Annotated in this window: 18 protein-coding genes; 5 read left to right on the forward strand and 13 right to left on the reverse strand. The window is 73.7% G+C overall.

The window, feature by feature from the left end:
• Window positions 1-19: 19 nt before the first annotated feature.
• The gene (locus tag BDZ31_RS14175) at window positions 20-964 is read right to left on the reverse strand and encodes a type 2 periplasmic-binding domain-containing protein (RefSeq protein WP_183342980.1); all 945 of its coding nucleotides are present in this window, start codon (window positions 962-964) and stop codon (window positions 20-22) included.
• 130 nt (window positions 965-1,094) lie between these two features.
• Between BDZ31_RS14175 and BDZ31_RS14180 the strand changes: the two genes are divergently transcribed.
• Window positions 1,095-1,379: an MGMT family protein gene (locus BDZ31_RS14180; RefSeq protein WP_183342981.1), complete on the forward strand. Its 285-nt coding sequence runs from the start codon at window positions 1,095-1,097 to the stop codon at window positions 1,377-1,379.
• Window positions 1,380-1,397: 18 nt separating this feature from the next.
• Here the strand turns inward: BDZ31_RS14180 and BDZ31_RS14185 are convergent, their stop codons facing one another.
• The 4 genes from BDZ31_RS14185 to BDZ31_RS14200 are packed head-to-tail and all read right to left on the reverse strand — an operon-like array spanning window position 1,398 to window position 5,652.
• The gene (locus BDZ31_RS14185; RefSeq protein WP_183342982.1) at window positions 1,398-2,789 is read right to left on the reverse strand and encodes a dihydrolipoamide acetyltransferase family protein; all 1,392 of its coding nucleotides are present in this window, start codon (window positions 2,787-2,789) and stop codon (window positions 1,398-1,400) included.
• Between the two features lie 9 nt (window positions 2,790-2,798).
• Complete coding sequence (locus tag BDZ31_RS14190; RefSeq protein ID WP_183342983.1) at window positions 2,799-3,776, reverse strand: alpha-ketoacid dehydrogenase subunit beta; 978 nt, start codon at window positions 3,774-3,776, stop codon at window positions 2,799-2,801.
• Entirely contained in the window at window positions 3,773-4,768 is a 996-nt protein-coding gene (locus BDZ31_RS14195) for a thiamine pyrophosphate-dependent dehydrogenase E1 component subunit alpha (RefSeq protein ID WP_183342984.1), read from the reverse strand. Before BDZ31_RS14195 ends, BDZ31_RS14190 begins: the two co-directional genes overlap by 4 nt.
• On the reverse strand, window positions 4,765-5,652 hold the full coding sequence (locus tag BDZ31_RS14200) for a sugar phosphate isomerase/epimerase family protein (protein ID WP_183342985.1): 888 nt from the start codon (window positions 5,650-5,652) through the stop codon (window positions 4,765-4,767). The genes BDZ31_RS14195 and BDZ31_RS14200 overlap by 4 nt, the downstream gene beginning before the upstream one ends.
• A 180-nt stretch (window positions 5,653-5,832) precedes the next feature.
• On the opposite strand from BDZ31_RS14200, the gene BDZ31_RS14205 reads away from it, so the two are divergent.
• Window positions 5,833-6,984 (forward strand): mandelate racemase/muconate lactonizing enzyme family protein, encoded by a 1,152-nt coding sequence (locus tag BDZ31_RS14205; protein WP_183342986.1) that lies wholly within the window; start codon window positions 5,833-5,835, stop codon window positions 6,982-6,984.
• A gap of 35 nt (window positions 6,985-7,019) precedes the next feature.
• The gene (locus BDZ31_RS14210) at window positions 7,020-8,057 is read left to right on the forward strand and encodes a LacI family DNA-binding transcriptional regulator (RefSeq protein ID WP_281381707.1); all 1,038 of its coding nucleotides are present in this window, start codon (window positions 7,020-7,022) and stop codon (window positions 8,055-8,057) included.
• A gap of 62 nt (window positions 8,058-8,119) precedes the next feature.
• Here the strand turns inward: BDZ31_RS14210 and BDZ31_RS14215 are convergent, their stop codons facing one another.
• From BDZ31_RS14215 to BDZ31_RS14245, 7 genes are all read right to left on the reverse strand, one after another.
• Window positions 8,120-8,890, reverse strand: coding sequence for an SDR family NAD(P)-dependent oxidoreductase (locus BDZ31_RS14215; protein WP_183342987.1), 771 nt, complete (start codon window positions 8,888-8,890; stop codon window positions 8,120-8,122).
• Complete coding sequence (locus BDZ31_RS14220) at window positions 8,887-10,026, reverse strand: Gfo/Idh/MocA family oxidoreductase (protein WP_183342988.1); 1,140 nt, start codon at window positions 10,024-10,026, stop codon at window positions 8,887-8,889. The genes BDZ31_RS14215 and BDZ31_RS14220 overlap by 4 nt, the downstream gene beginning before the upstream one ends.
• Before the next feature lie 10 nt (window positions 10,027-10,036).
• Window positions 10,037-11,167, reverse strand: a complete 1,131-nt coding sequence (locus tag BDZ31_RS14225) for a mandelate racemase/muconate lactonizing enzyme family protein (protein WP_183342989.1) — start codon at window positions 11,165-11,167, stop codon at window positions 10,037-10,039.
• Between the two features lie 79 nt (window positions 11,168-11,246).
• On the reverse strand, window positions 11,247-12,260 hold the full coding sequence (locus BDZ31_RS14230; protein WP_183342990.1) for an ABC transporter permease subunit: 1,014 nt from the start codon (window positions 12,258-12,260) through the stop codon (window positions 11,247-11,249).
• Window positions 12,257-13,753 carry a sugar ABC transporter ATP-binding protein gene (locus tag BDZ31_RS14235; RefSeq protein ID WP_183342991.1) on the reverse strand — a complete coding sequence of 499 codons (1,497 nt, stop codon included), beginning with the start codon at window positions 13,751-13,753 and terminating at the stop codon, window positions 12,257-12,259. Before BDZ31_RS14235 ends, BDZ31_RS14230 begins: the two co-directional genes overlap by 4 nt.
• A 5-nt stretch (window positions 13,754-13,758) precedes the next feature.
• Window positions 13,759-14,934, reverse strand: coding sequence for a sugar ABC transporter substrate-binding protein (locus BDZ31_RS14240; protein ID WP_221243059.1), 1,176 nt, complete (start codon window positions 14,932-14,934; stop codon window positions 13,759-13,761).
• A 115-nt stretch (window positions 14,935-15,049) separates the two neighbouring features.
• The gene (locus BDZ31_RS14245) at window positions 15,050-15,364 is read right to left on the reverse strand and encodes an L-rhamnose mutarotase (RefSeq protein WP_183342993.1); all 315 of its coding nucleotides are present in this window, start codon (window positions 15,362-15,364) and stop codon (window positions 15,050-15,052) included.
• Between the two features lie 262 nt (window positions 15,365-15,626).
• Here BDZ31_RS14245 and BDZ31_RS14250 point away from each other — a divergent pair, with 262 nt between their 5' ends.
• On the forward strand, window positions 15,627-19,313 hold the full coding sequence (locus BDZ31_RS14250; RefSeq protein WP_183342994.1) for a discoidin domain-containing protein: 3,687 nt from the start codon (window positions 15,627-15,629) through the stop codon (window positions 19,311-19,313).
• A gap of 56 nt (window positions 19,314-19,369) precedes the next feature.
• Window positions 19,370-19,795, forward strand: coding sequence for a secondary thiamine-phosphate synthase enzyme YjbQ (locus tag BDZ31_RS14255; RefSeq protein ID WP_183342995.1), 426 nt, complete (start codon window positions 19,370-19,372; stop codon window positions 19,793-19,795).
• 62 nt (window positions 19,796-19,857) lie between these two features.
• Here BDZ31_RS14255 and nucS read toward each other — a convergent pair whose 3' ends face one another.
• Window positions 19,858-20,529 (reverse strand): endonuclease NucS, encoded by a 672-nt coding sequence (gene nucS / locus BDZ31_RS14260; RefSeq protein ID WP_183342996.1) that lies wholly within the window; start codon window positions 20,527-20,529, stop codon window positions 19,858-19,860.
• Window positions 20,530-20,883 lie beyond the last annotated feature (354 nt).

Below are 20,883 nucleotides of genomic sequence, written 5' to 3' on the forward strand. Positions count from 1 at the left end.
TCGGGCGGCGCGGACGCGTCTACGCCCGCTCGCTCAGGACCAGCTCGCGCGCGGCGGCGAGCGGGGCGGGATCGACCCACGCGACGATGTCGACCTCGCCGTCGGCGAGGAAGCCGTGGTGCCGCAGGAAGCCGTGCTGGGCCTCCAGCGCCGCCAGCTTGTGCGCGGAGAGGTCGACGTGGAACTGCTGCTCGATCCCGCCCGCGCCGTAGGCGTCGGCGATCGCCCGCGGCTGGCGCTCGGCCCACTCGCCGGCGCGCAGCAGCGCGGCGAGCAGCTCGACGGCCCATTCGGGATCGTGCCGCAGCAGCTTCTCGTCGACCGTGATCGCGCGCGGCGTCGTCGCGTTGACGCGCACGGCCGGATCGAGATGGGCGCCGAGATCGACGACCTCGACCGCGCCGATCCGCTCCGCGACCGCGCGCCCGGCCGTGCCCGCGACGTAGATCGCGTCGACCTCGCCGCGCAGCAGCGCCGCCGTCTCTGCCGCGTACGGCGCCTCGCCGGGCGCGACCGCGACGTCGGTCAGCTCGTATTCGTCGGCGAAGAGGCAGGCCAGCCCGGTCGCTGCGTCGAAGCCGCGGCAGGCGGCGGCCCGCGCGACGTCGGGGCCGGCGCGGTCGGGCTCACGGCGCGGCAGCGCCAGCCGGCGGCCGTGCAGCTGCGCCGGCTCGCCGATCCCGGCGTCTGGCAGCGCGAGCACGCCCTGGTAGCCGTCGATCCAGCTGAGGCCGACCAGCCGGGTCGGGCGGCCGGCGCTGCGGCCGTGCAGCGCGGTCACGTTGTCCTCCTCGCGCAGCCAGCGGACCGGTTCGGCGAGCGGACCGCCGTCGAGCCAGCCGAGGCGGGTCGCGAGTCCGATGACCGACGGCGCCGCGCCGGAAGCCGTCGCGACGCCTGCCGCCGGCTCCCACGTCGATCGCGCGTCCGTCGAGGCGTTCCCGGTCCCGATCCCTCGATTCATGACTTTACCGATCGGTTTTGCAGTATTTGCCATCCGCAGACGATCGTAACACCTTCTCGACTGACTTGATCGAGAATCTTTCGCCCGGTCCGCTCGCGTGCCCAGCCGACCGTGCGCCTACCCTGTGCCGATGACCGACGGCCGACCACGCGCCGAGCTCGTGCTCGAACGGGTCCGCGCGATCCCGGAGGGGTTCGTGCGCAGCTACGGCGACCTCTCGCCCGGCGCGCCGCGCTTCACCGGGACCGTCCTGTCGCGGCTGCCGCCGGACGGCGACGACGTCCCCTGGCATCGCGTCGTGCGCGCCGACGGCTCGCTCGCGAAGGGCGCCCGCCAGCGCGCGCTGCTGGAGGCCGAGGGCGTCCCCTTCCGCGGCGAGCGCGTCGACATGCGCGCCGCGCGGCTGCCCGAGTAGCGACCGCGGCGCCGGCGCTCAGAGCGCCAGCGAGAAGGGGGTTTCGAGCAGTTCGCGGATGCGGGCGACGAATTGGGCGGCTTCGGCGCCGTTGAGGATGCGGTGGTCGGCGGCGATCGTGATGCTCATCCGCTTGCCCGGCACCACCTGCCCGTCCTTGACGACGGGGGTGTCGCGCAGCGCCCCGACCGACAAGATGCCCGCCTGGCCGGAGGTGATGATCGCGGTGAACTCGGTCGTGCCGAACATGCCGAGATTGGAGACCGTGAAGGTCGCGCCCGACAGCTCGGGCGGGGTGATCTTGCCGGCGCGGACCCGCTGGGCCAGCGCGCGCGCGTCACGGGAGATCTCGCCGAGCGCCTTTCTGTCGGCGTCGAAGATCGTCGGCACGATCAGCGCGTCATCGGTCGCGACCGCGATCCCGACGTTCACGCGCGAGTACAGCTCCCACTTGCCGTCCCTGTAGCCGCCGTTGGCCTTCGGGTAGTCGCGCAGCGCGAGCGCGGCCGCCTTCACGACCATGTCGTTGAACGACGGCGCCCGCCGGCTCTCGGTCGCGGCCGCCTTCATCTGCTCGCGCAGCGCGACCGCGGCCTCCATGTCGACCTCGGTCGTGACCGTGTAATCCGGGATCGTCGCCTTCGACTCTGCCATCCGCCGCGCGATCACCTGCTGCGTCCGCGTCAGCTCGACCGTCGTCGCCTCACCCTTGCCGGAACCGGCATCGCCGGAGACGACCGGACCCGGCACCTCCTTCGCCGGCTGCTCGGAAGCGGCGGCCGGCGGAGCGGCGGCGGGCGGAGCGGCGGCGGCCGGCGGAGCGGCAGCCGCCGCGGCCGCCGCGGCCGCGTGCTCAGGCGTCGCCTGCGGGGCGGGCGCGACGGCGAGGCGCGGCGCGGCGGCGCCCTCCGCGGCGCGGGCGACGTCGGCCTTCACGATCCGCCCGCGCGGGCCGCTGCCCGCGACGGCCGCGAGGTCGACGCCGCGCGCCGCCGCCAGCCGCCGCGCGACCGGCGAGGCGGAGATGCCGTCGCCGCCCGCCGCCGGCGCGCCGGCCGAAGCGGCGCCGCCACCCGCCGCAGGCGCGCCGGCCGAAGCGGCGCCACCATCCGGCGCCGCCGCTCCCGCGTTCGCGGTCTCGCGCACCGCGGCCCCCGCGCTGGACGTGCCGGCCGGAGAGGCCGCGCCGATCAGCGCGATCGTCTCGCCGATCGGCAGCGTCGCGCCCTCCTCGGCGACGATCTCCAGCGTCCCCGAGGCATCGGCCTCGTAGATCATGTTCGCCTTGTCGGTCTCGATCTCGACGAGCTCCTCGCCGCGCTCGACCTCCTCGCCGGAGGCCTTCAACCACTTGACGATCGTGCCCTCCTCCATCGAGTCGGAGAGGCGGGGCATCACGACATCGGGCATCGCAGCTCCTCAGTAGGCGACCGTGCGCCGGATCCCGTCGGCGATCCGCTCGACGCTCGGCAGCCACGCCGCCTCGAGCGCCGCCGCGTAGGCGACCGGCGTCTCCTCCGAGCAGACGAGCAGCGGCGGGGCGTCGAGCAGCTCGAAGCCCTCCTGCAGCAGCGCGGTGATCAGCGTGCCGCCCCACGAGCCGCCGGCACTGCCCTCCTGCGCGACGACCAGCCGGTTGGTGCGCTCGACCGAGGCGCGGACGGTGTCGTGGTCGAACGGCACGAGCGTGCGCGGATCGATCACCTCGACCGAGATCCCCTCGCGCTCGAGCAGCTCGGCCGCCTCGACGGCGCGGTGGCGCATCAGCTGCGTCGCCACGACCGTGCAGTGCTCGCCGGCGCGGACCGTCTCGGCGACGCCCAGCGGCACGATCGGGGCGTCGTCGGGCAGCTCCTCTCTGCGCCCGAACAGGCCCTTGTGCTCGAAGTAGAGGACCGGGTCGTCGTCGGCGACGGCGGCGCGCATCAGCCCGTAGGCGTCGGCGGCCGTCCCCGGCACGACGATCTTCAGGCCCGGCGTGTTGAGGAACCAGTTCTCCGCCGGCTGCGAGTGCTGGGCGGCGAAGCCGGTGCCGGCGCCGTTGGCCATGTGGATCGTGACCGGGCAGGTGACCTGGCCGCCGGTCATGTAGCGGTACTTGGCCAGCTCGTTGACGATCCCGTCGAAGCAGACGGCGGCGAAGTCGGCGAACATCACCTCGGCCAGCGGCCGCAGCCCGCGGATCGCGGCGCCGATCGCGGTCCCGACGATCGCCTGCTCGGAGATCGGCGTGTCGAGCACGCGCTCGTCGCCGAACCGCTCCCAGATCCCGTCGGTCGTCTTGAAGGCGCCGCCGGCGCGGGCGACGTCCTCGCCGAAGAGGAAGACGTCATCGTCGGCGGCCAGCGCGTCGGCGATGCCGCGCGTGATCGCCTGTCTGTAGGTGACGACGGTCATGCGTAGACGTGCTCCAGTCGGGTCTCGGGGTCGGGGTCGGGCCAGGACTGCGCGCGCTCGAGCGCCTCCTCGACCGCCTGCTCTGCGGCCGCTCTGATCTCGTCGAGCCGCTCCTGCGGGACCCCGGCCTCGGCGAGCGCGCGCTCGTGCAGGACGATCGGGTCGCGCTTCAGCCACGCCTCCAGCTCGCCCTCGGGGCGGTACTTCGCCGGATCGGCGCGCGAGTGGCCCTTCTGGCGGTAGGTCATCGCCTCGATCAACGTCGGCCCCTCGCCGGCGCGGGCGCGGGCGGCCGCCTCCGAGATCGTCGCGTGGACCTCGAGCACGTCGTTGCCGTCGATCCGGATCCCCGGCATCCCGTAGGAGGCGGCGCGGTCGGCGAGCACCTCGATCGGCGTCGTGCTCGACAGCGGCGAGTACTCGCCGTAGAGGTTGTTCTCGATCACGAACAGGACCGGCAGCCTCCAGACGGCCGCGAGGTTGAGCGACTCGTGGAAGGCGCCGATGTTGGTCGAGCCGTCGCCGAAGAAGCAGATGCTGACCTCGTCGGTCCCGCGGTATCTGGCCGCGAAGCCGACGCCGACCGAGACCGGCAGGTGACCGCCGACGATCGCGAAGGAGCCGAGCGCGCCGGCCTCGACGTCGGTCAGGTGCATCGAGCCGCCCTTGCCGCCGCACAGCCCCGGCGCCTTGCCAAGGATCTCGCCGAACGACCGGTCGAGCGGCGCGCCCTTCGCGAGCACCGCGCCGTGGCCGCGGTAGGTGCAGGTCATCTGGTCCTCGCGGCGCAGCGCGTGGCAGGCGCCGACCGCCACGGCCTCCTGGCCCTGGCAGAGATGGGTGGTGCCCCGCACCGCGCCGGTCGCGAACAGCCGGTGGCAGGCGTCCTCGAAGAAGCGGATCTCGTGCATCGCGCGCAGCATCTCCAGCTGCGCGTCGCGGTCGGGCGGGGTCGCGGCGGCCGCCTGGCCGCCTGCGGTCTTCGCGGTCATGTCGTCTCCTGGGTGCGGCCGGCCGCACGCTCGTGCGCCCGGATGAAGTCGCGGAAGCGCTGGATCTCCTGGATCGGGTCGCAGTCGGAGCAGCCGGGCCGCTCGTCGTGGACGTACTCGATCTCGACCCAGCCGTCGTAGCCCTCGCGCGCCAGCACGTCGAGGATCCGGCCGACGTCGGTCACGTTGTCGGCGAACTTCGTCTGCACGAGCCCGCGCGCGCCGCCGCGGACGTGCACGTGGCGGGCGTGGGCGAGCAGCGGCTCCACCTCGCGATCGGGGATCCCCTGCACGTTGAAGTGGCCGTAGTCGAGCGTCAGCTCCAGCCCGGGCACGCGCTCCAGCAGCGCGTGGACCTTCTCGGGGGTGTCGATCACCGAGCCGGCGTAGGGGTGGGTGCTGACGATGTGCGGCTCGACCGAGCAGCGCAGCCCGGCGGCGCGCGCGACCTCGACGCGGCGCTTGAGCCCCTCGGCGGCGCGCTCCAGCGCGTCGCTCCACGGCTCGCCGCCGAAGACGAGGCCCGGCAGCAGCGTGATGCCGGTCGAGCCGGCGCGCCTGGCGAAGCGGGTGAACGGCTCGAACAGCGCGTCGCCGGCGGCCCGCTCGGCCGGGTCGGGATGGTTGACGGCCAGCGGCGCCAGCTGCGCGCTCAGCACGCAGAAGGCGTCGGCGGCGCCGAGGCCGCGCTGCGCCAGCTCGCCGGCGACCCGCTCGCCCCAGCGCTCCGGGTCCTGCGCGATCAGCTGCGGCGTGCGCGGGGTCCCGCCCTCGCCGCCGTAGAAGGCCATCGAGACGCCGTCGAGCCCCAGCTCGGCGATCAGGTCGAAGACGAACTCCGGCCGCAGCCCGGGCCAGGTGAAGTCTGCGCTGGCAAGCCTCATCGCTCCCCTCCTCTCGTCTTGTTCGCTCGTGGACGACCGCATGCCGGGCGGCACGCGACGGTGATTCTACAATCGTTTCCAGAAACCTTACCGGCTCGCATTCCAGATCTTTATCCGCTAGGCTGGAAACGTTCCCGGGAGCGATGTCCACCCGTCTATTCTGCGAGGAGAACCGGCCCGTTGTCGTCTTCCACAGCACCGGCCGGCGTCCAGGCGACGCCGAAGCTCACCATCAGCCACGTCGAGACGATTCCGATCCGGGTCCCGCTCGGCCGCGTCTACCGCGGCAGCCACTACCAGATGACCCATCGCTCGACGATCATCACCCGCGTCCACACCGAGGAGGGGATCGTCGGCGAGGCCTACGCCGGCGACGAGGACGCCGGCCTGCTCGAGATCGACGCAATCATCCACCGCGAGATCGTCCCCTCGCTGCTGGGCCAGGACGGCTTCGCCGTCGAGCGCTGCTGGGAGCTGGCGCGGCCCGCGACCTTCGACATCCTGCGCGACCGCCGCCTCGGCCTCGTCGCCTGCGCCTGCGTCGACTCGGCGATCTGGGACGCGATCGGCAAGGCGCTCGGGCAGCCGCTGTGGCGGCTGTGGGGCGGCTTCCGCGACACGATCCCGATGATCTCGATCGGCGGCTACTACGACAGCCCGCTGTCGGTCGCCGAGCAGGTCGCCGAGCTGCGCGAGCGCGGCCTGGCCGGGATGAAGTTCAAGGTCGGCGGCCTCACCCCGGCCGAGGACGCCAAGCGCTTCAAGGAGGCGCGCGCCGCCGCCGGCCCGGACTTCGTGCTCGCCGCCGACGCCAACCAGGGCTGGAGCGTCAGGGACGCGATCGCCTTCTCCCAGTTGGTCGCCGACGACGACCTGCTGTGGTTCGAGGAGCCGTGCCAATGGCACAACGACCGGCGCGCGATGCGCGACGTGCGGATGGTCGCGGGCGTGCGCGTCTGCGCCGGCCAGAGCGAGTTCTCCGCCGGCGGCTGCCGCGACCTGATGGTCGAGGGCGCGATCGACGTCTGCAACTTCGACGCCTCCTGGTCGGGCGGCCCGACCGAGTGGCGCCGCGTCGCCGGCATGGCGCGCGCCTTCGACGTGCAGATGGGGCACCACGAGGAGCCGCAGGTCTCCAGCCACCTGCTCGCCTCGATCCCGCACGGCGGCTACGCCGAGTGCTTCGACCCCGATCGCGACCCGATCTGGTGGAACCTGATCGCCAACCGGCCGCCGCTCGTCGACGGCGCGATCGCGCTGCCGACCGAGCCCGGCTTCGGCTGGGAGCTCGATTGGGAGTACGTGGACCGCTACCGCCTCAGAACCTCGTAGCATCGCTCGCTCAGATGGCCCCGCAGCGGACGAACATGCGCGAAGTAGCCGATCTGGCCGGCGTGGCCATGTCGTCGGTCTCGCGCGTCCTCTCCGGCCATCCCGACGTGAGCCCCGCGATGCGCCAGCGCGTCATGGCGGCGGTCGAGTCGCTCGGCTACCAGCCGGACATGCTGGCGCAGTCGCTGCGGCGCAAGGAGACGAGGTCGGTCGGCTTCGTCGTCAGCGACATCTCCAACCCGCTGCAGTCGCAGATCGCCCTTGGCGCGGAGACCGCCCTGCGCGCCAAGGGCTACTCGATGCTGCTGACCAACTCCGAGAACGACCCGGCGCTCGACAGCGCGCACATCCGCCTCTTCCAGCAGCGGCGCGTCGACGGTCTGCTGCTCTCGCTCGCCGCCGAGGACGACCCGCAGACCTTCTCGCTGCTCAGCTCGGCCGCGACGCCGATCGTGCTGATCGACCGCGAGCTGCGGGGCGAGGCGGGCAGGCGCGCCAGCTCGGTCCTCTCCGACCACCGCACCGGCATGCGCGACGCCGTCGGCCACCTGCTCGACCTCGGCCACCGGCGCGTCGGGCTGATCCTTGGCCAGCCGATGCGCTTCTCGCGCGAGCGCCTCGAGGGGCTCAAGGACGCCTACGCCGCGCGCGGCCTGCAGCCGCTCTACACCGTCGTCGAGGGCCAGCTGGAGCCGCGCCACGGCCGCGCGGCGACGCAGGCGCTGCTCGACGCCGCCGAGCCGGCGACCGCGATCGTCGCCGGCGGCAACCAGCTGCTCAACGGCGCGCTCGCCGAGATCCAGCAGCGCGGCCTCCGCGTCGGCGCCGACCTCTCGCTCGTCAGCTGCGACGAGATCTCGCTGACGCAGCTCTACCAGCCGCCGATCGCCGTCGTGCGCCGCGACACGCGCGCGCTGGGACGCCACGCGGCCGAGCTGCTGCTCAGCCAGCTGGAGGCGCAGGAGGAGGACGACCAGGGCCGCAAGCGCACGACGCGCGAGCCCGAGGTCGTGCTGCTCCCGACCGAGTTCGTCGCGCGCCCGAGCTGCGCGCCGCCGGCCGACGCGGCCTGAGCCGGCGCCGCGGCGGGCACGCCGCCCGCCGGGGCGGCGCCCGCCGTCGGCGCCGCGACACCTCAGTGCATCAGCAGGCCGCCGCTGACGTCGAGCGTCGCGCCGGTCACGTAGCTGGCGTGGCGGGAGGCGAGGAAGACGACGGCGCCGGCCAGCTCCTTGGGCTGCGCGAAGCGCGCGAGCGGGATCTTCTCGACGAAGCCGTCGACCTGCTCCTCGCGCAGGCCGTTGCGCAGCATCGGCGAGTCGACCATGCCGGGCGCGACGCAGTTGACGCGGATCCGGTCGGCCGCGTAGGTGCGCGCCATGCCGCGCGAGAGCGAGACGACCCCGCCCTTCATCGCCGCGTAGACGGCCGAGCCGCCGTAGCCGCCGCTCTGCCATCCCTGCGAGGTGAAGTTGACGATCGCCCCGCCCTCGCCGTGGGCCCGCATCGCCCGCGCGCAGGCGCGGCCGAGGAAGAAGGTCGCGCGCAGGTTGACCTGCTCCTGCAGCTCCCAGTCGGCCGGCGTCACCTCCTCCAGCTCCGCGACGCGGCGGATCACGCCGGCGACGTGGGCGAGCACGTCGAGCCGGCCGACGCGGCCGACCGCCCGCTCGACGAGCGCGTCGATCGCGTCAAGGTCGCGCAGGTCGGCGCTGAGCGCGTGATGGCGCTCGGGCTGGTCGAGCCCGGCGACCACCGCGCGCACCGCCGCCTCGTCGAGGTCGACGGCGACGACGCGGGCGCCGGCGGCGGCGAGCGCCGCCGCGACGTGCCGGCCGATCGCGCCGCAGGCGCCGGTGACGAGCGCGCCGCGGCCCTCCAGCCCGGCGCCGAGGTCCCAGCTCATGCCGTCGGCTCCGCGCTGCCGGTTCGCGCACCCGCGCCGCCGCCGCCGTCGCCGCGGGCGGACGCCCCGGGCCGCGGCGCGACCGCCTCCAGCCGTCCCGTGCGGGCGCTGCGGTAGGCGGCGTCGAGCAGCTCGACCGTCCGCGCCGCCAGCTCGCCGGTCGAGTGGTTCTCGACGTCGCGTCCGAGCGCGAGGTCGAGCAGCGCGTTCGGCGGGCCCTCGCAGTCGTACGCGCCGTCGCCGTCGCGCACGTCCAGTCTCACGTCGACCTGGCCGCGGTCGGTCCACAGCCACGCGATCTCGCGCTCGACGTCGATCTGCAGCTGGCCCTTGGAGCCGATCGCGCGGACCTCGAGCTGGTGCTTGTCGCCGCCGGCGCCCTCGTGGGTCGAGCCGCCGGAGACGGTTCCGATCGCGCCGCCGACGTAGCGGACGGCGATCGCGTCGTGCAGCTCGACCGGCGCCTGCAGCGGCGCGCTCATCAGCGCGAAGGCCGCCTCGCCGCGCAGGCCGGTCAGCCGCAGCGCGAGGCCGAGCGCATGCGTCAGCTGCGCCTGCGCGTAGCCGCCGCCGGAGAGGCGCGGATCGGTCCACGTCGCCTGCTCGGGGACCGACTCGGGCGCGGCGTCGGGGTAGGCGCCGGTGTTGGAGAGCAGCGCGCGCGTGACCGAGGCCATCTGGACGCTGACCTGCTCGACCTCGCCGATCCCATGGCGCGCGACGAGCGCGTGCAGGTCGCGCACCATCGGCTTCCAGTTCCAGCCGAACGCGACGACGATGTGGCGGCCGAGCCGCTCGCCGGTCTCGACCAGGTCCCAGGCGTCGGCCGGGTCGATCGTGAACGGCTTCTCGACCAGCACATGCGCGCCGGCCTCCATCGCCGCCTTCGCGTGCTCGTGGTGGAGGCCGGTCGGGCTGGCGATCAGGCAGACGTCGACGCCGGCGTCGAGCACGTCGCGGTAGTCCTCGCTGGCGACCGCAAAGCCGTAGCGGTCGCGGACCAGCTCCAGCTGCTCGCGGCCGCGGCGGGCGACGGCGGCGAACTCGAGCTCGTCGGCGCGGCGCGCGAACGCGGGCAGATGGGACGACAGCGCCCAAGAGCCGGCGCCGATCACCCCCAGACGCAGTCTCCTCACGGTGCTCCTCTCATCTGTCGAGCCGGAAGCGCTCGACGACCGTCTCGTCGATCTCGACGCCGAGGCCGGGGTCGCTCGGCAGCGGCCAGGCGCCGTCGGCCGGCGCGGCGAAGGTGTCGCCGGCCAGCTCCTGCTGCATCGGGTTGGGCAGCGGCTTCAGCTCGAGCTGGCGGGCGCACGGCGTCGCCCACGACAGCGCGAGGCTTGCGGCGTGGACGATCGCGCTCGACCACGAGTGGGCGTTGACCTGCGTCCCGGCCGCCTCGGCGCTGCGCGCGGCGGCGCGGAAGCCGGTGATCCCCTCGGCGCGGCCGGGGTCGATCCCGGCGACGTCGCAGGTCCCCGACGCGATGATCCGCTCCAGCCCGCGCACGTTCCACTCGCGCTCGCCGTAGGCGATCAGCGTCTCGGTCTTGGCGCGCAGCGTCGCGTAGCCGGCCGGGTCGTCGGCGCCGAGCGGCTCCTCGATCCAGTCGATCCCGTGCTGCTCGAAGGCGCGCGTGCGCGCGACCGCCTCGGCGACCGTCCAGCGCACCCTCACGCCGAGGTCGATCATGATCCGCGCACGCGGGCCGAGCGCCTCGCGCAGCGCCGCGACGAAGGCGACGTCGCGCGCGTGGTCGAAGCCGAGGTTGGCCTCGCCGCGCTTGCCGAAGCCGACCTTGGCGCCCTCGGCGCGGCCGTCGACCCAGCCGGCGAGCTCGGCGGCGCCCTCCTCGATCGAGGCGCGCGTCGCGTGCGAGGAGACGAGCGCCGGCAGCCGCTCGTGGGCGGGGCCGCCGAGCAGGTCGAGCAGCGAGCGGCCGAGCGCCTTCCCGCGCAGGTCCCACAGCGCGATGTCGATCGCGGCGAGCGCGAAGGAGGCGATCCCGGCGCCGCCGTACCACCAGGCGTGGGCGCGCAGGTCGCGCCAGATCGCCTCGACCTGGACCGGGTCGCGCCCGACGACCAGCTCGCCGAGGCCGCGCACCAGCTCGACGGTCGCCCGCGACGCCTCCGGCCACATCGTGACCGCCTCGCCCCAGCCGACCCGCCCCTCCGCGTCGCGGATCCGCACGAGGCAGAGGTGGCGCTCGGCGCCGTGGTCGTTGGGCTCGGGGTAGGCGACCGGGATCGCCTCGACGGAGACGACGGCACTCATCGGGCCGCTCCCCGCCAGGAAGAGCGAGCCGCCAGGCGAGTTCTTCCGACGGGATCCGAGCCTCTGGCGAGGATCCCGCTCATTCGCGCGTCAGCCGCAGGCGCAGCTGGTCGAAGGAGACGGCGAGCGCGAGCAGCGTGCCGCGGGCGACGTCCTGCCAGAAGGAGTTGACGCTCAGCAGCGTCAGGCCGTTGTTGAGCGTCGCGATCACGAGCAGGCCGAAGAGCGTGCCGACGATCGTGCCGCGGCCGCCGGCGAGGCTCGCACCGCCGAGCACGACGGCGGTGATGACCGACAGCTCCAGCCCGTTGCCGGCCTGGGTCGAGGCGGCGCTGAGCTGCGAGACGTTGATCAGGCCGGCGAGCGCGACGAACAGGCCCGACAGCAGGAAGCCGGCGAAGATCAGCCGCCCGGTGCGCAGGCCGGTGAGGCGGGCGGCGACCGGGTTGGAGCCGATCGCGTACATCGAGCGGCCGATCACCGTGTAGCGCATCAGGACGTAGAAGCCGACGACCACGACGGCGAAGATGATGACGGGCAGCGGGATGTCGAAGATCGGACGTGAGGTCCCCAGCGACGAGAAGCCGTTGACGGGAAGCGTCTGCCCGTCGGCGATCACGCGGGCCAGGCCGGCGAAGGCGGCGAGCGTGGCGAGCGTCGTGATCAACGGGTTGACGCCGATCACCGTCACGAGCGTGCCGTTGACGAGGCCGAGCAGCACGCCGCCGGCGAGCGCCGCGACGATGCCGGCGAAGATCCCCTGCTTGTCGGCGACGTAGGCCATCAGGACGCCGCAGAAGGTCAGGCCCGAGCCGACCGACAGGTCGAACTGGCCGGCGACCATCAGCAGCGTCGCCGGCGCGGCGATGATGCCGGTGATCGCCGCCGCGGTGAGGATGTTGAGGAAGTTGTCGTAGTTGAGGAAGAACTCCGACTTGATCGAGAAGAAGATCCCGAGCGCCAGCAGCAGGATCACCAGCGGCGCGATGTCGGGCAGGCGCGCCAGGTTTGCGCCGGCCCCCGCTCTGGCGCCCGGCGCCGCCGGCTTCTCGGTCGCGGCGGCCGTGCCGCCTGTCGTTCCGACGGGGGTCACCCGCCCACCTCCTCGGTCAGTCTCTGAGTCGTGATCTCGTCGTCGGCCAGGCGCGCCGCGACGCGGCCGCGCGCCATCACGACGGCGCGGTCGGCGAGCTGGACGACCTCTTCGTAGTCGGACGTGGCGACCAGCACGCCGACGCCGCCGGCGGCCAGCTCGCGGATCGCCCGGTAGATCTCCTGGCGAGCGCCGACGTCGACGCCGCGCGTCGGCTCGATCAGCAGCAGCACGCGCGATCTCCGCTCCAGCCAGCGGCCGAGCAGGACCTTCTGCTGGTTGCCGCCCGAGAGCGTCCCGAGCAGCTGCGCCGGGTCGTTGCGCGAGCGGACCCTCAGCGCCTCGTGCCAGCGGCCGTACGCGTCGGCCTCGCGACGGTCGGAGATGAACAGGCCGCCGCGGCGCATGCTCCACCACGACGGCGCCGCCAGGTTCTCGGCGACCGAGCGGATCAGGAAGGCGCCCTCGCGCTGGCGGTCGGAGGGCAGCAGCCCGACGCCGGCGGCGATCGCGTCGGCTGGGTCGCGCAGGCGGACGCTGCGGCCGGCGATCTCGATCGCGCCGCCGCTCAGCTGGTGCAGCCCGAAGGCCGACTCGGCGACCTCGGCGGTGCCCGAGCCGAGCTTGCCGTAGAGCGCGACGACCTCGCCGGGGCGGACGTCGAGCGCGACGTCGTCGAAGGCGCCGTCGACCGAGGCGCCGTCGAAGCGCAGCACCGGCTCGGGCGCGACCCTCGCCGGCGGCGCCGGGCGCGCGACCTCGCCGATGTCGCGCCCGACCATCGCGGCGACGAGGTCGCCGCGGCCGAAGTCGGCCGTCGGCCCCTCCAGCGCGACGCCGCCGTCGCGCAGCACCGCGACGCGGTCGGAGATCTCGAAGACCTCGTCGAGGCGATGGGTGATGTAGATCAGCGCCGTCCCCTGCTCGCGCAGGCGGCGCACGAAGCCGAACAGCCGCTCGGTCTCCTGCGCCGAGAGCGCGGCGGTCGGCTCGTCGAGGATCAGGCAGCGCGCGCGGTCGGAGAGGGCGCGCGCGATCTCGACGATCTGGCGCTCGCCGACCGGCAGCGAGCCGACCGGCGCGTCGACGTCGAGCTCGACGCCGAGCTGGTCGAGCACCTCGCGCGCGCGGCGGCGGATCTCGTCCCAGCGGACGAACGGGCCGCGCTTGGGCCAGCGGCCGAGCGAGATGTTCTCGGCGACCGTCAGCGTCGGCGCGTCGGCCAGCTCCTGGAAGATCATGCGGATGCCGTGCTCGCGCGCGGTCAGCGGCGTGAGCGCGGAGAAGGAGTCGCCGCCGACGGTGACCGTGCCCGCGTCGGGCTGGTAGTCGCCGGCGACGATCTTCACGAGCGTCGACTTGCCGGCCCCGTTCTCGCCCAGGAGAGCGAGGACGGAGCCGCCGGGCGCGTCGAGGTCCACCCCGTGGAGGACCTCGACGCCGCCGAACGCCTTCCGGATCCCGCGTGCCTGGAGCAGGAAGGGGACGGCCATCGCGCTCAGCAGCCTCTCGGGCTGTACAGCTCGTCGACGTTGTCGGCCGTCACGAGCTCGTGGGGGACCAGCAGCTGCTCGGGGATTCTCTCGCCCTTGACCGCCTTGATCAGGTACGGGATGCCGATCTCGCCATATCTCTCGGGGAAGTAGCCGGTGTCGGCGATCCAGTTGGGGTTGGTCTTGATGCCGCACCACGCCGACGGGTCGGCGCCCTGGCCGGAGACGTAGATGTCGCCCTCGCGGCCGGCCGTCTTCGCCGCCGCGATCGCGCCAAGGATGCCGTCGTCGTTGAGGCCGACGACGATGATCTTCTCCTGGCCCGGCAGCGTCGTGAGCGTGTCGGTCATCTTCGTGCGGGCCGTGTCGGTGCGGTCGGCGTCGAGCACCTTCTCGTTCTTCAGCTCGCCGGGGCAGACCGACTGGAAGCCCTTGCGGTAGCCGCCCATCCGCTGCTCGGAGGCGTCGGGGGAGGCGGTCGACTCGAGCGACACGTACGCGTCGTACTCGCAGTTCCATCTCTCCTTGGCGAATCTGCCCATCGCCTCGCCGGCGATGAAGCCGGCGTACTCGTTGGCGGCGCCGGAGAAGGCGATCTGGCAGGGCTCCTGGACGATGTCGACCGCGATCACCGGGCCGTCGGGGCCGGCGGCGCAGACGGCGCCGGCCAGCTTCTGGTCGACCTGGAAGTTGAGGTAGCCCTCGACGCCCTGCGTTCTGAAGCTCTTCGCGCAGTCGAGCGCCTTCTGGCCGTCGAGCTGCGAGTCGCAGACGACCAGCTCGGCGCCGGCCGCCTTCGCCGCTCTCTTCATGCCGTCGGTGACCAGCTTGGAGAACGGCACCGAGTCGCCGAGCGCGATGAAGCCGAGCTTCAGCCCTCTGCCGCTGCCGGGCTCGGGCGTCTCGAACTCGACGATGCCCTCTCTCGGCGCGGTCGGGGTCTCGGCGGGGGTCGTCGCTGCGGTGGTCGCGGCGGCCGTGCCGGTCGCGTCGCCGTCGTCGTCGCTGCTGCCGCAGGCGGCGACGCCGACGCCGAGCGCGACGCAGGCGCCGAGCGCCAGCGCGCGGCGGCCGATCGTGGTCGCGCGGCCACGGGGCCGCCGGCGCGGCGCCGGCGATGCGTCGCCGCGCCCGTCGTCGGCCGCGTCGCGGACGCGCGCAGGCACGTGGGGATCGTTCATGGGCACCTCTTCTCTCCTCCTCCTCGAGACGTCAGCTCGGTCTTGGAACCGTTTCCACAACCGTATCCTGTTCGCGCGCGGCATGTCAATCCGCCAGCTCGCGAACGGTCCGGGCTCAGTCGAGATGCCAGACCTGCTCGGCCCAGCGCAGCTCGCCGTCGTCGCCGGACAGCTGCTCGATCACGTCCTCGAACCACTCCGACCAGCGGCGGTTGACGTCGGTCTCGCCCATGCGGCCGAAGGCGGTCGCCGCGTCGGGTTCGCACTCGGCGTACGCGTAGACCTCGCGGCCGCGGCGGAAGAGCGTGTAGTTGGAGATCCCCGACGCCTTCAGCGCGGAGACCATCTCGGGCCAGATCTCGTCGTGCCGGCGCCGGTACTCCTCCTCCATCCCGGGCCGCAGCGTGAACGTGAAGCAACAGCGCTCCATCTCTTCCTCCTCGTCAGGCACGACGTCGTGCTGGAACCGTTCCCAGGATCGTAACGGGGAATCCCGGCCGACGTCGCTCGCGCCAAGGTCCCAAACGACATCAAACGAGCAGGTCCGCTCGCATACGACCACCGTCCGACCTGCTTGACAGCTGGCGCATGAGCGACATAGGCTCGACGACCACGATCTGGAAACGTTTCCAGCCATCGACCCGTCCCGCGCCGACCGCGCGGGCGATGCCGTCGACCCCGGAGGAGAACCCATGCACCGCAGGCTGCTCGCCCTGCTCGCTGCGCTGATCGCGCTCGCGCTGACCGTCCCGGTCGCCGCCACCGCCGCCGCATCGCCGGCGCTCGACGACGCCGCCAAGAGAGCGCTCGCGCTCGACGTGCTCGAGCGGTTCGTGCCGCATGCCGAGAGCTACTGGCGCCCGTCCGACCTCGCCGAGCCGGCGACCGGCCGCTACGACGCCGTCGGCTCGGGCGTCACCCAGCCCCGTGGCGCCGGCGGCATCGCGTTCGCCTACGTCACGCTGCTCGCCGGCCGACCCGGCCAGCAGGAGTTCGGCGGCGTCCCGCGCGAGACGATGATCGAGCGCACGATCGAGTCGATCCGCCACGAGGCGCTGACGAACGTCCTCTCCGGCGCGCCGTACAGACGGTGGGGCGGCGGCACGTGGCAGGCGTCGCTGGAGACCTACCTGTGGGCCTTCGCCGCCCATCGGCTGTGGGACCGGCTCGACGCCGACACGAGAGCGCTCGTGCGCAGAGTCGTGACCGGGGAGGCGAACATCCTCATCACGAAGCCGATCGCCTCCGGCGAGGAGGGCGACACCGGCGCCGAGGACAACGGCTGGAACGCGCCGACCCCCGCGCTCGCCGCGATCATGTTCCCCGACGACCCGAACGCGGACGCGTGGCGCCAGACCGCCAAGCGGCTCGCGCTCAACGCCTCCTCCACGAGAGCCGACGCGACCTCCTCCGAGCTCGTCGACGGGCTGCCGCTGAGCGAGTGGATGAGATCGGTCAACCTCCATCCCGACCTGACGATGGAGAACCACGGGTTCTTCAACCCGATCTACCAGCAGGTCGCGCACGAGACGGTCGGCGTCGCGGCGATCTTCGACGGCGTCGCCGGCCGGCCGCTGCCGGAGGCGTACTCGTTCCGCACCGAGACGGTCTGGGAGCAGATCCTCGGCCGGCTCGCGACCGACGACGGCGACTTCGCGCTGACCGCGGGGCAGGACTGGATCAGCAAGGACTACCAGCACCTCGCCTACCTCTCGATCCTCTCGACCCGCTTCAAGCGCGCCGACGCCTCCGTGCTCGAGTCGCGCGCGCTGCAGCTGGTCGCGCGCCGACAGGCGACCCACGGCAGCGGCTCGCTGCTCGGCCAGAGACAGATCGGCTACGAGACGATGCTGATCGAGCGGCTCGCCGAGCTGTGGTGGAACCACACGCTGTTCGGCCCCTCGCCGCAGCCGAGCGCCGAGGAGCACGCGGCCGAGCGGGCGAGGCTGGCCGGCGTCAAGCAGTTCCCCTACTCCGACTTCGTCGCCGCGCGGCTCGGCCGCGCCTTCGTCTCGATGTCGTGGGACCCGGTGCGGCCGCTCGCGCTGGTCGTCCCGCACGGCGACGCCCACCCCGACGACCCGATCTTCAGCTACTACGCGCCGCGCAACCTGCTCGGCTCGGCCGGCGGAGCGGTCGGGGAGCGCACCTGCGCCTGCGAGGAGGACCGCTTCTCGACCGCCGGCTCGATCGGCGATCGCCGCTTCTCGCTGACCGCCTTCCCCGACGGCATGACGCTGCTGCTCGACCGCGGCACCGGCGCGACCTTCACCTACGCGCTGGAGGAGATCCCCGGCCTCACCGGCGAGCGGCCGATCTGGACCGCCGCGGGCGCCGCCCCGGCGCTCGGCGACCTGCCCGGCGACTGGGTCAACGCAGCCGACCGGCTCGGGATCGTCGTCCGCGGCGGCGCGGGGATCCGCACCTCCGCGGTCGGCGGCGACAACCGCCAGCTCGTGATCACCGGGTCGAAGGACACCGGCAGCGGCAACCGCGGCGCGGCGCTCTACCCGCTGGCCGATCGGCAGCGCACCGCGCAGCTCGCGCCGAGCGTCCGCCAGCTGGAGACGCCGGCCGGCTGGTCGGCACTCGCCGCCCGCGCCGAGGACGGCAGCGTGCGGCTCGCCGCCGCGCGCTGGGCGGGAGCGGCGACCGCGGCGCTGGAGCTGAGCGACGAGCGGGGCGCGCCCGTGCCCGAGCAGGACGCCCTCCTCGACGGAGAGACGGCCCGCTTCCGGGTCGCGCTCGACGCGCCAGCCTCGCGCGGGCAGACGCTCCGCTTCCTCGTCAGATCGGCCGCCCCGCTGCGCGGCCGCCAGGACGGCGAGCGGCGGGCGCTGCTGCGCAACCCGAGCGACAGAGCGGTCGCGGCGACCGTCACCTACATGCCCGCGACCGGCGCCGCGCGGACGGTCAGACGCACGCTCGCTCCCCGCGAGCAGGTCGTCGCCCGCGTCGTCGACGGCGAGCTGACGCTCGCCGGCCCGGAGCTGGAGCCGCTGCTGGAGGCGCGCGCCCCGCTCGCCGAGCTGATCGAGCGGCTGGAGGCGTGGCGGCGCGACGGCCGCATCACGACCGGCCAGGCGGCGGCGCTCGGCGCGGCCGCGCGGACGCCGCTCGGCGCGGTCGACCGGGCGCTGGTGCAGGCGCGCGCCGAGCGGCCGAACACGAGCAACGGCGCCGCCACGGCGAGGGTCGCGCAGGCCCACGCCGGCCGGCTGGAGGCGGCTGCCCAGCGGCAGCGCGTTCCGGACGACGTGCGCACGGCCGTCGCGCGGGCTGCCGGCGAGGCCGGCGACGCCCTCGGCCGCGCGCTGACGGAGGCCTACACGGTCGTCGCGTGGCTCGAGGCCGACGGCCCGGCCCATCCCGGCGAGCCGCTGACGGTGCGGGTCGCGCTGCTCAACCGCGGCCAGCTGCCCGCGCGCGACGGCGCCGTCACGGTCGCCGGCCCGGCGGGCTGGAGCGCGAGCGATCGCCAGGAGGCGTTCGGAACGCTCGCGCCAGGGGCCGCGCGCGTCGTGACGACGACGATCGCCCCGCCGCCCGACGCGACGACCGGCGAGCGCGCCGAGCTGCGCGCCGAGCTCGCCCACCGCGGCGGCTCCGCCGAGGCGGCAACGACCGTCGCGGTCGAGCCGGTCGTCGAGCTGACGACCGCACGCGGCCTCGCCGTCGTGCCCGGCCTCGCGCGCCCGCTCACCGTCGCGCTCGCCAACCGGCTGCAGCGGCCGCTGACGGTGACGCTCGCGGCGACGACGCCCGACGGCGCGACCGTCAGGCTCGCCGAGCCGGAGGTCGAGCTGCCGGCCGCCGGCAGCGTCGAGGTCGCGCTGCAGGTCGAGGGCACCGGCCGCACGAGCGGCAGCGACACGCTGCAGGTCGCCGCGACGGCCGCCGGCGGCGCGCGTGCGAGCGCCGAGGTCGCCGTCGCCTTCTCCGACGACCTCGCCCGCAACGGCGTCGGCTCGCAGTGGCCGGCCGCGTCGGCCAGCTCGCTGCAGAGCGCCTACCCGCCGGCGCTCGCCTTCGACGGCACGCCGTCGACCTTCTGGGTCGCGGCCGGCACCGCCGAGGGCGGCGGCCCGAGCCCGGAGAGACCGGAGTGGCTCGCCGTCGACCTCGGCGCCGCGACGGAGGTCCGCGAGGTGACGATGGTCCCGCGCACCAACTACGGGCCGAGAACGTACGCGGTCGAGGTCTCCGCCGACGGCGAGAGCTGGCGGCAGGTCGCCTCGGTTCCGGCGGCCCCGAACGGGACCGTCAGAACGGCGTTCGCGCCGGTCTCCGCACGCCACGTGCGGATCGTCATCACCGACGGCTGGGACAGAGTGCGCCCGCCGCGCAACGTCCAGGTGGCGAGCCTGGAGGTGCGCTGACGCGCTCGCCGCGGGCGGAGCGCGACGCCGCTCCGCCCGCGTTAGCGTCCTGCAGCATGTGGTTCCAACGCCAGCTGCGCCTGCCGCCGGTCCCGCGCGGCTTCCACCTGATGACGCGGGAGATCGTCGAGGCGCTGCCCGAGCTGGAGCAGCTCCAGGTCGGCCTGCTGCACCTCCACATCCTCCACACCTCCGCCTCGCTGGCGCTGAACGAGAACGCCGACCCGAGCGTCCGGGCCGACTTCGAGGCGTGGTTCGACCAGGCGGTGCCCGAGCGCGCGCCGTACTGGACCCACACGATGGAGGGCGACGACGACATGCCGGCCCACGTCAAGGCGAGCCTGCTCGGCCCGTCGCTGACGCTGCCGGTCTCCGCCGGCCGCCTCGCGCTCGGCACCTGGCAGGGGATCTACCTCTGCGAGCACCGCGACCACGGCGGCCCGCGCTCGCTGATCGCGACGGCGCAGGGCGAGCGCCGCTGAGCGTCAGCCGCCGATCGGCTCCTCCGCGGCCGCCCGGCCGCGCCTGCAGACGTCGCGGCCGCTCAGCCGAACAGCGTCAGATCGGGCTCGCGCTCGCCGCGCAGGACGGCGAGGTCGACCTCGACGCAGGCGATCCCGCGCGCCTCGGCGAGGACGCGCGCCTGCGGCTTGATCGTCTGCGCGGCGAGCACGCCGCGGCATCCGTCCATCGCCGGGTCGAGCCGGATCCGCTCGAGGTAGCGGGTCAGCTGCTCGACGGCGTCGATCGTGCCGACGCGCTTGATCTCGACGGCGATCCAGCCGTCGTCGCCGTCGCGGCACATCAGGTCGACCGGCCCGATGTCAGTCGGCCACTCGCGCCGCACCAGCCGGAAGCCCTCGCCGCACCAGTGCGGCTGCTCGGCCAGCAGCTCCTGCAGGTGGGACTCGACGCCGTCCTTCTCCAGCGCCGCCGCCTCGCCCATGTCGTGCGTCACGTCGGAGAGCACCTCGACGACGCGGATGTCGAGGCGGTCCTCCTCCTTGCCGGCGAACTTGCGCACGACGATGCTGCCGTCCGACTCCTCGATCGTCGTCGGCGGCGTCATCCAGTTGCTCGGCTTGTAGCTGCCGTGGTCGGCGTGGACGAGCACCGAGCCGTCGGCCTTGATCATGATCAGCCGCAGCGCCTCCGGCAGGAGGGCGTCGAGCCGGCCCGTGTAGCGGACCTCGCAGCGGGCGACGATCAGGCGCATTCGGCGGCGAACCGTATCGAGCCGCCGGGACGGGAGGCCGGGCGCCCGCCGCGGCGCCGTTCGCGACGCCGTGATCGATTGATAGATGCAATCTGTCATCGGCCGTCGAGTTGCACGACCGCGCGGAATTCCTCTACCATGGAGACGCTTTGTGCTTCTGCTCTGCGCTTCGGGGGAAGATTCGCGCAGAAGACGCAGAGGACCCAATACACATTCATTGACCTGTGATCGCCACCGCTGACACCGAGCGCCGCAACGCGGCCCGCACCGAGACTCGAAGACGGCTCTACGTCTCGTCTCGAAGACGCACGTTCGTCGCGCTCAACTCGTAGATGCATCCCGCGCTCGTGACCG

Origin of the sequence: Conexibacter arvalis (assembly GCF_014199525.1) — a bacterium.
Classification (GTDB): Bacteria; Actinomycetota; Thermoleophilia; order Solirubrobacterales; family Solirubrobacteraceae; genus Conexibacter; species Conexibacter arvalis.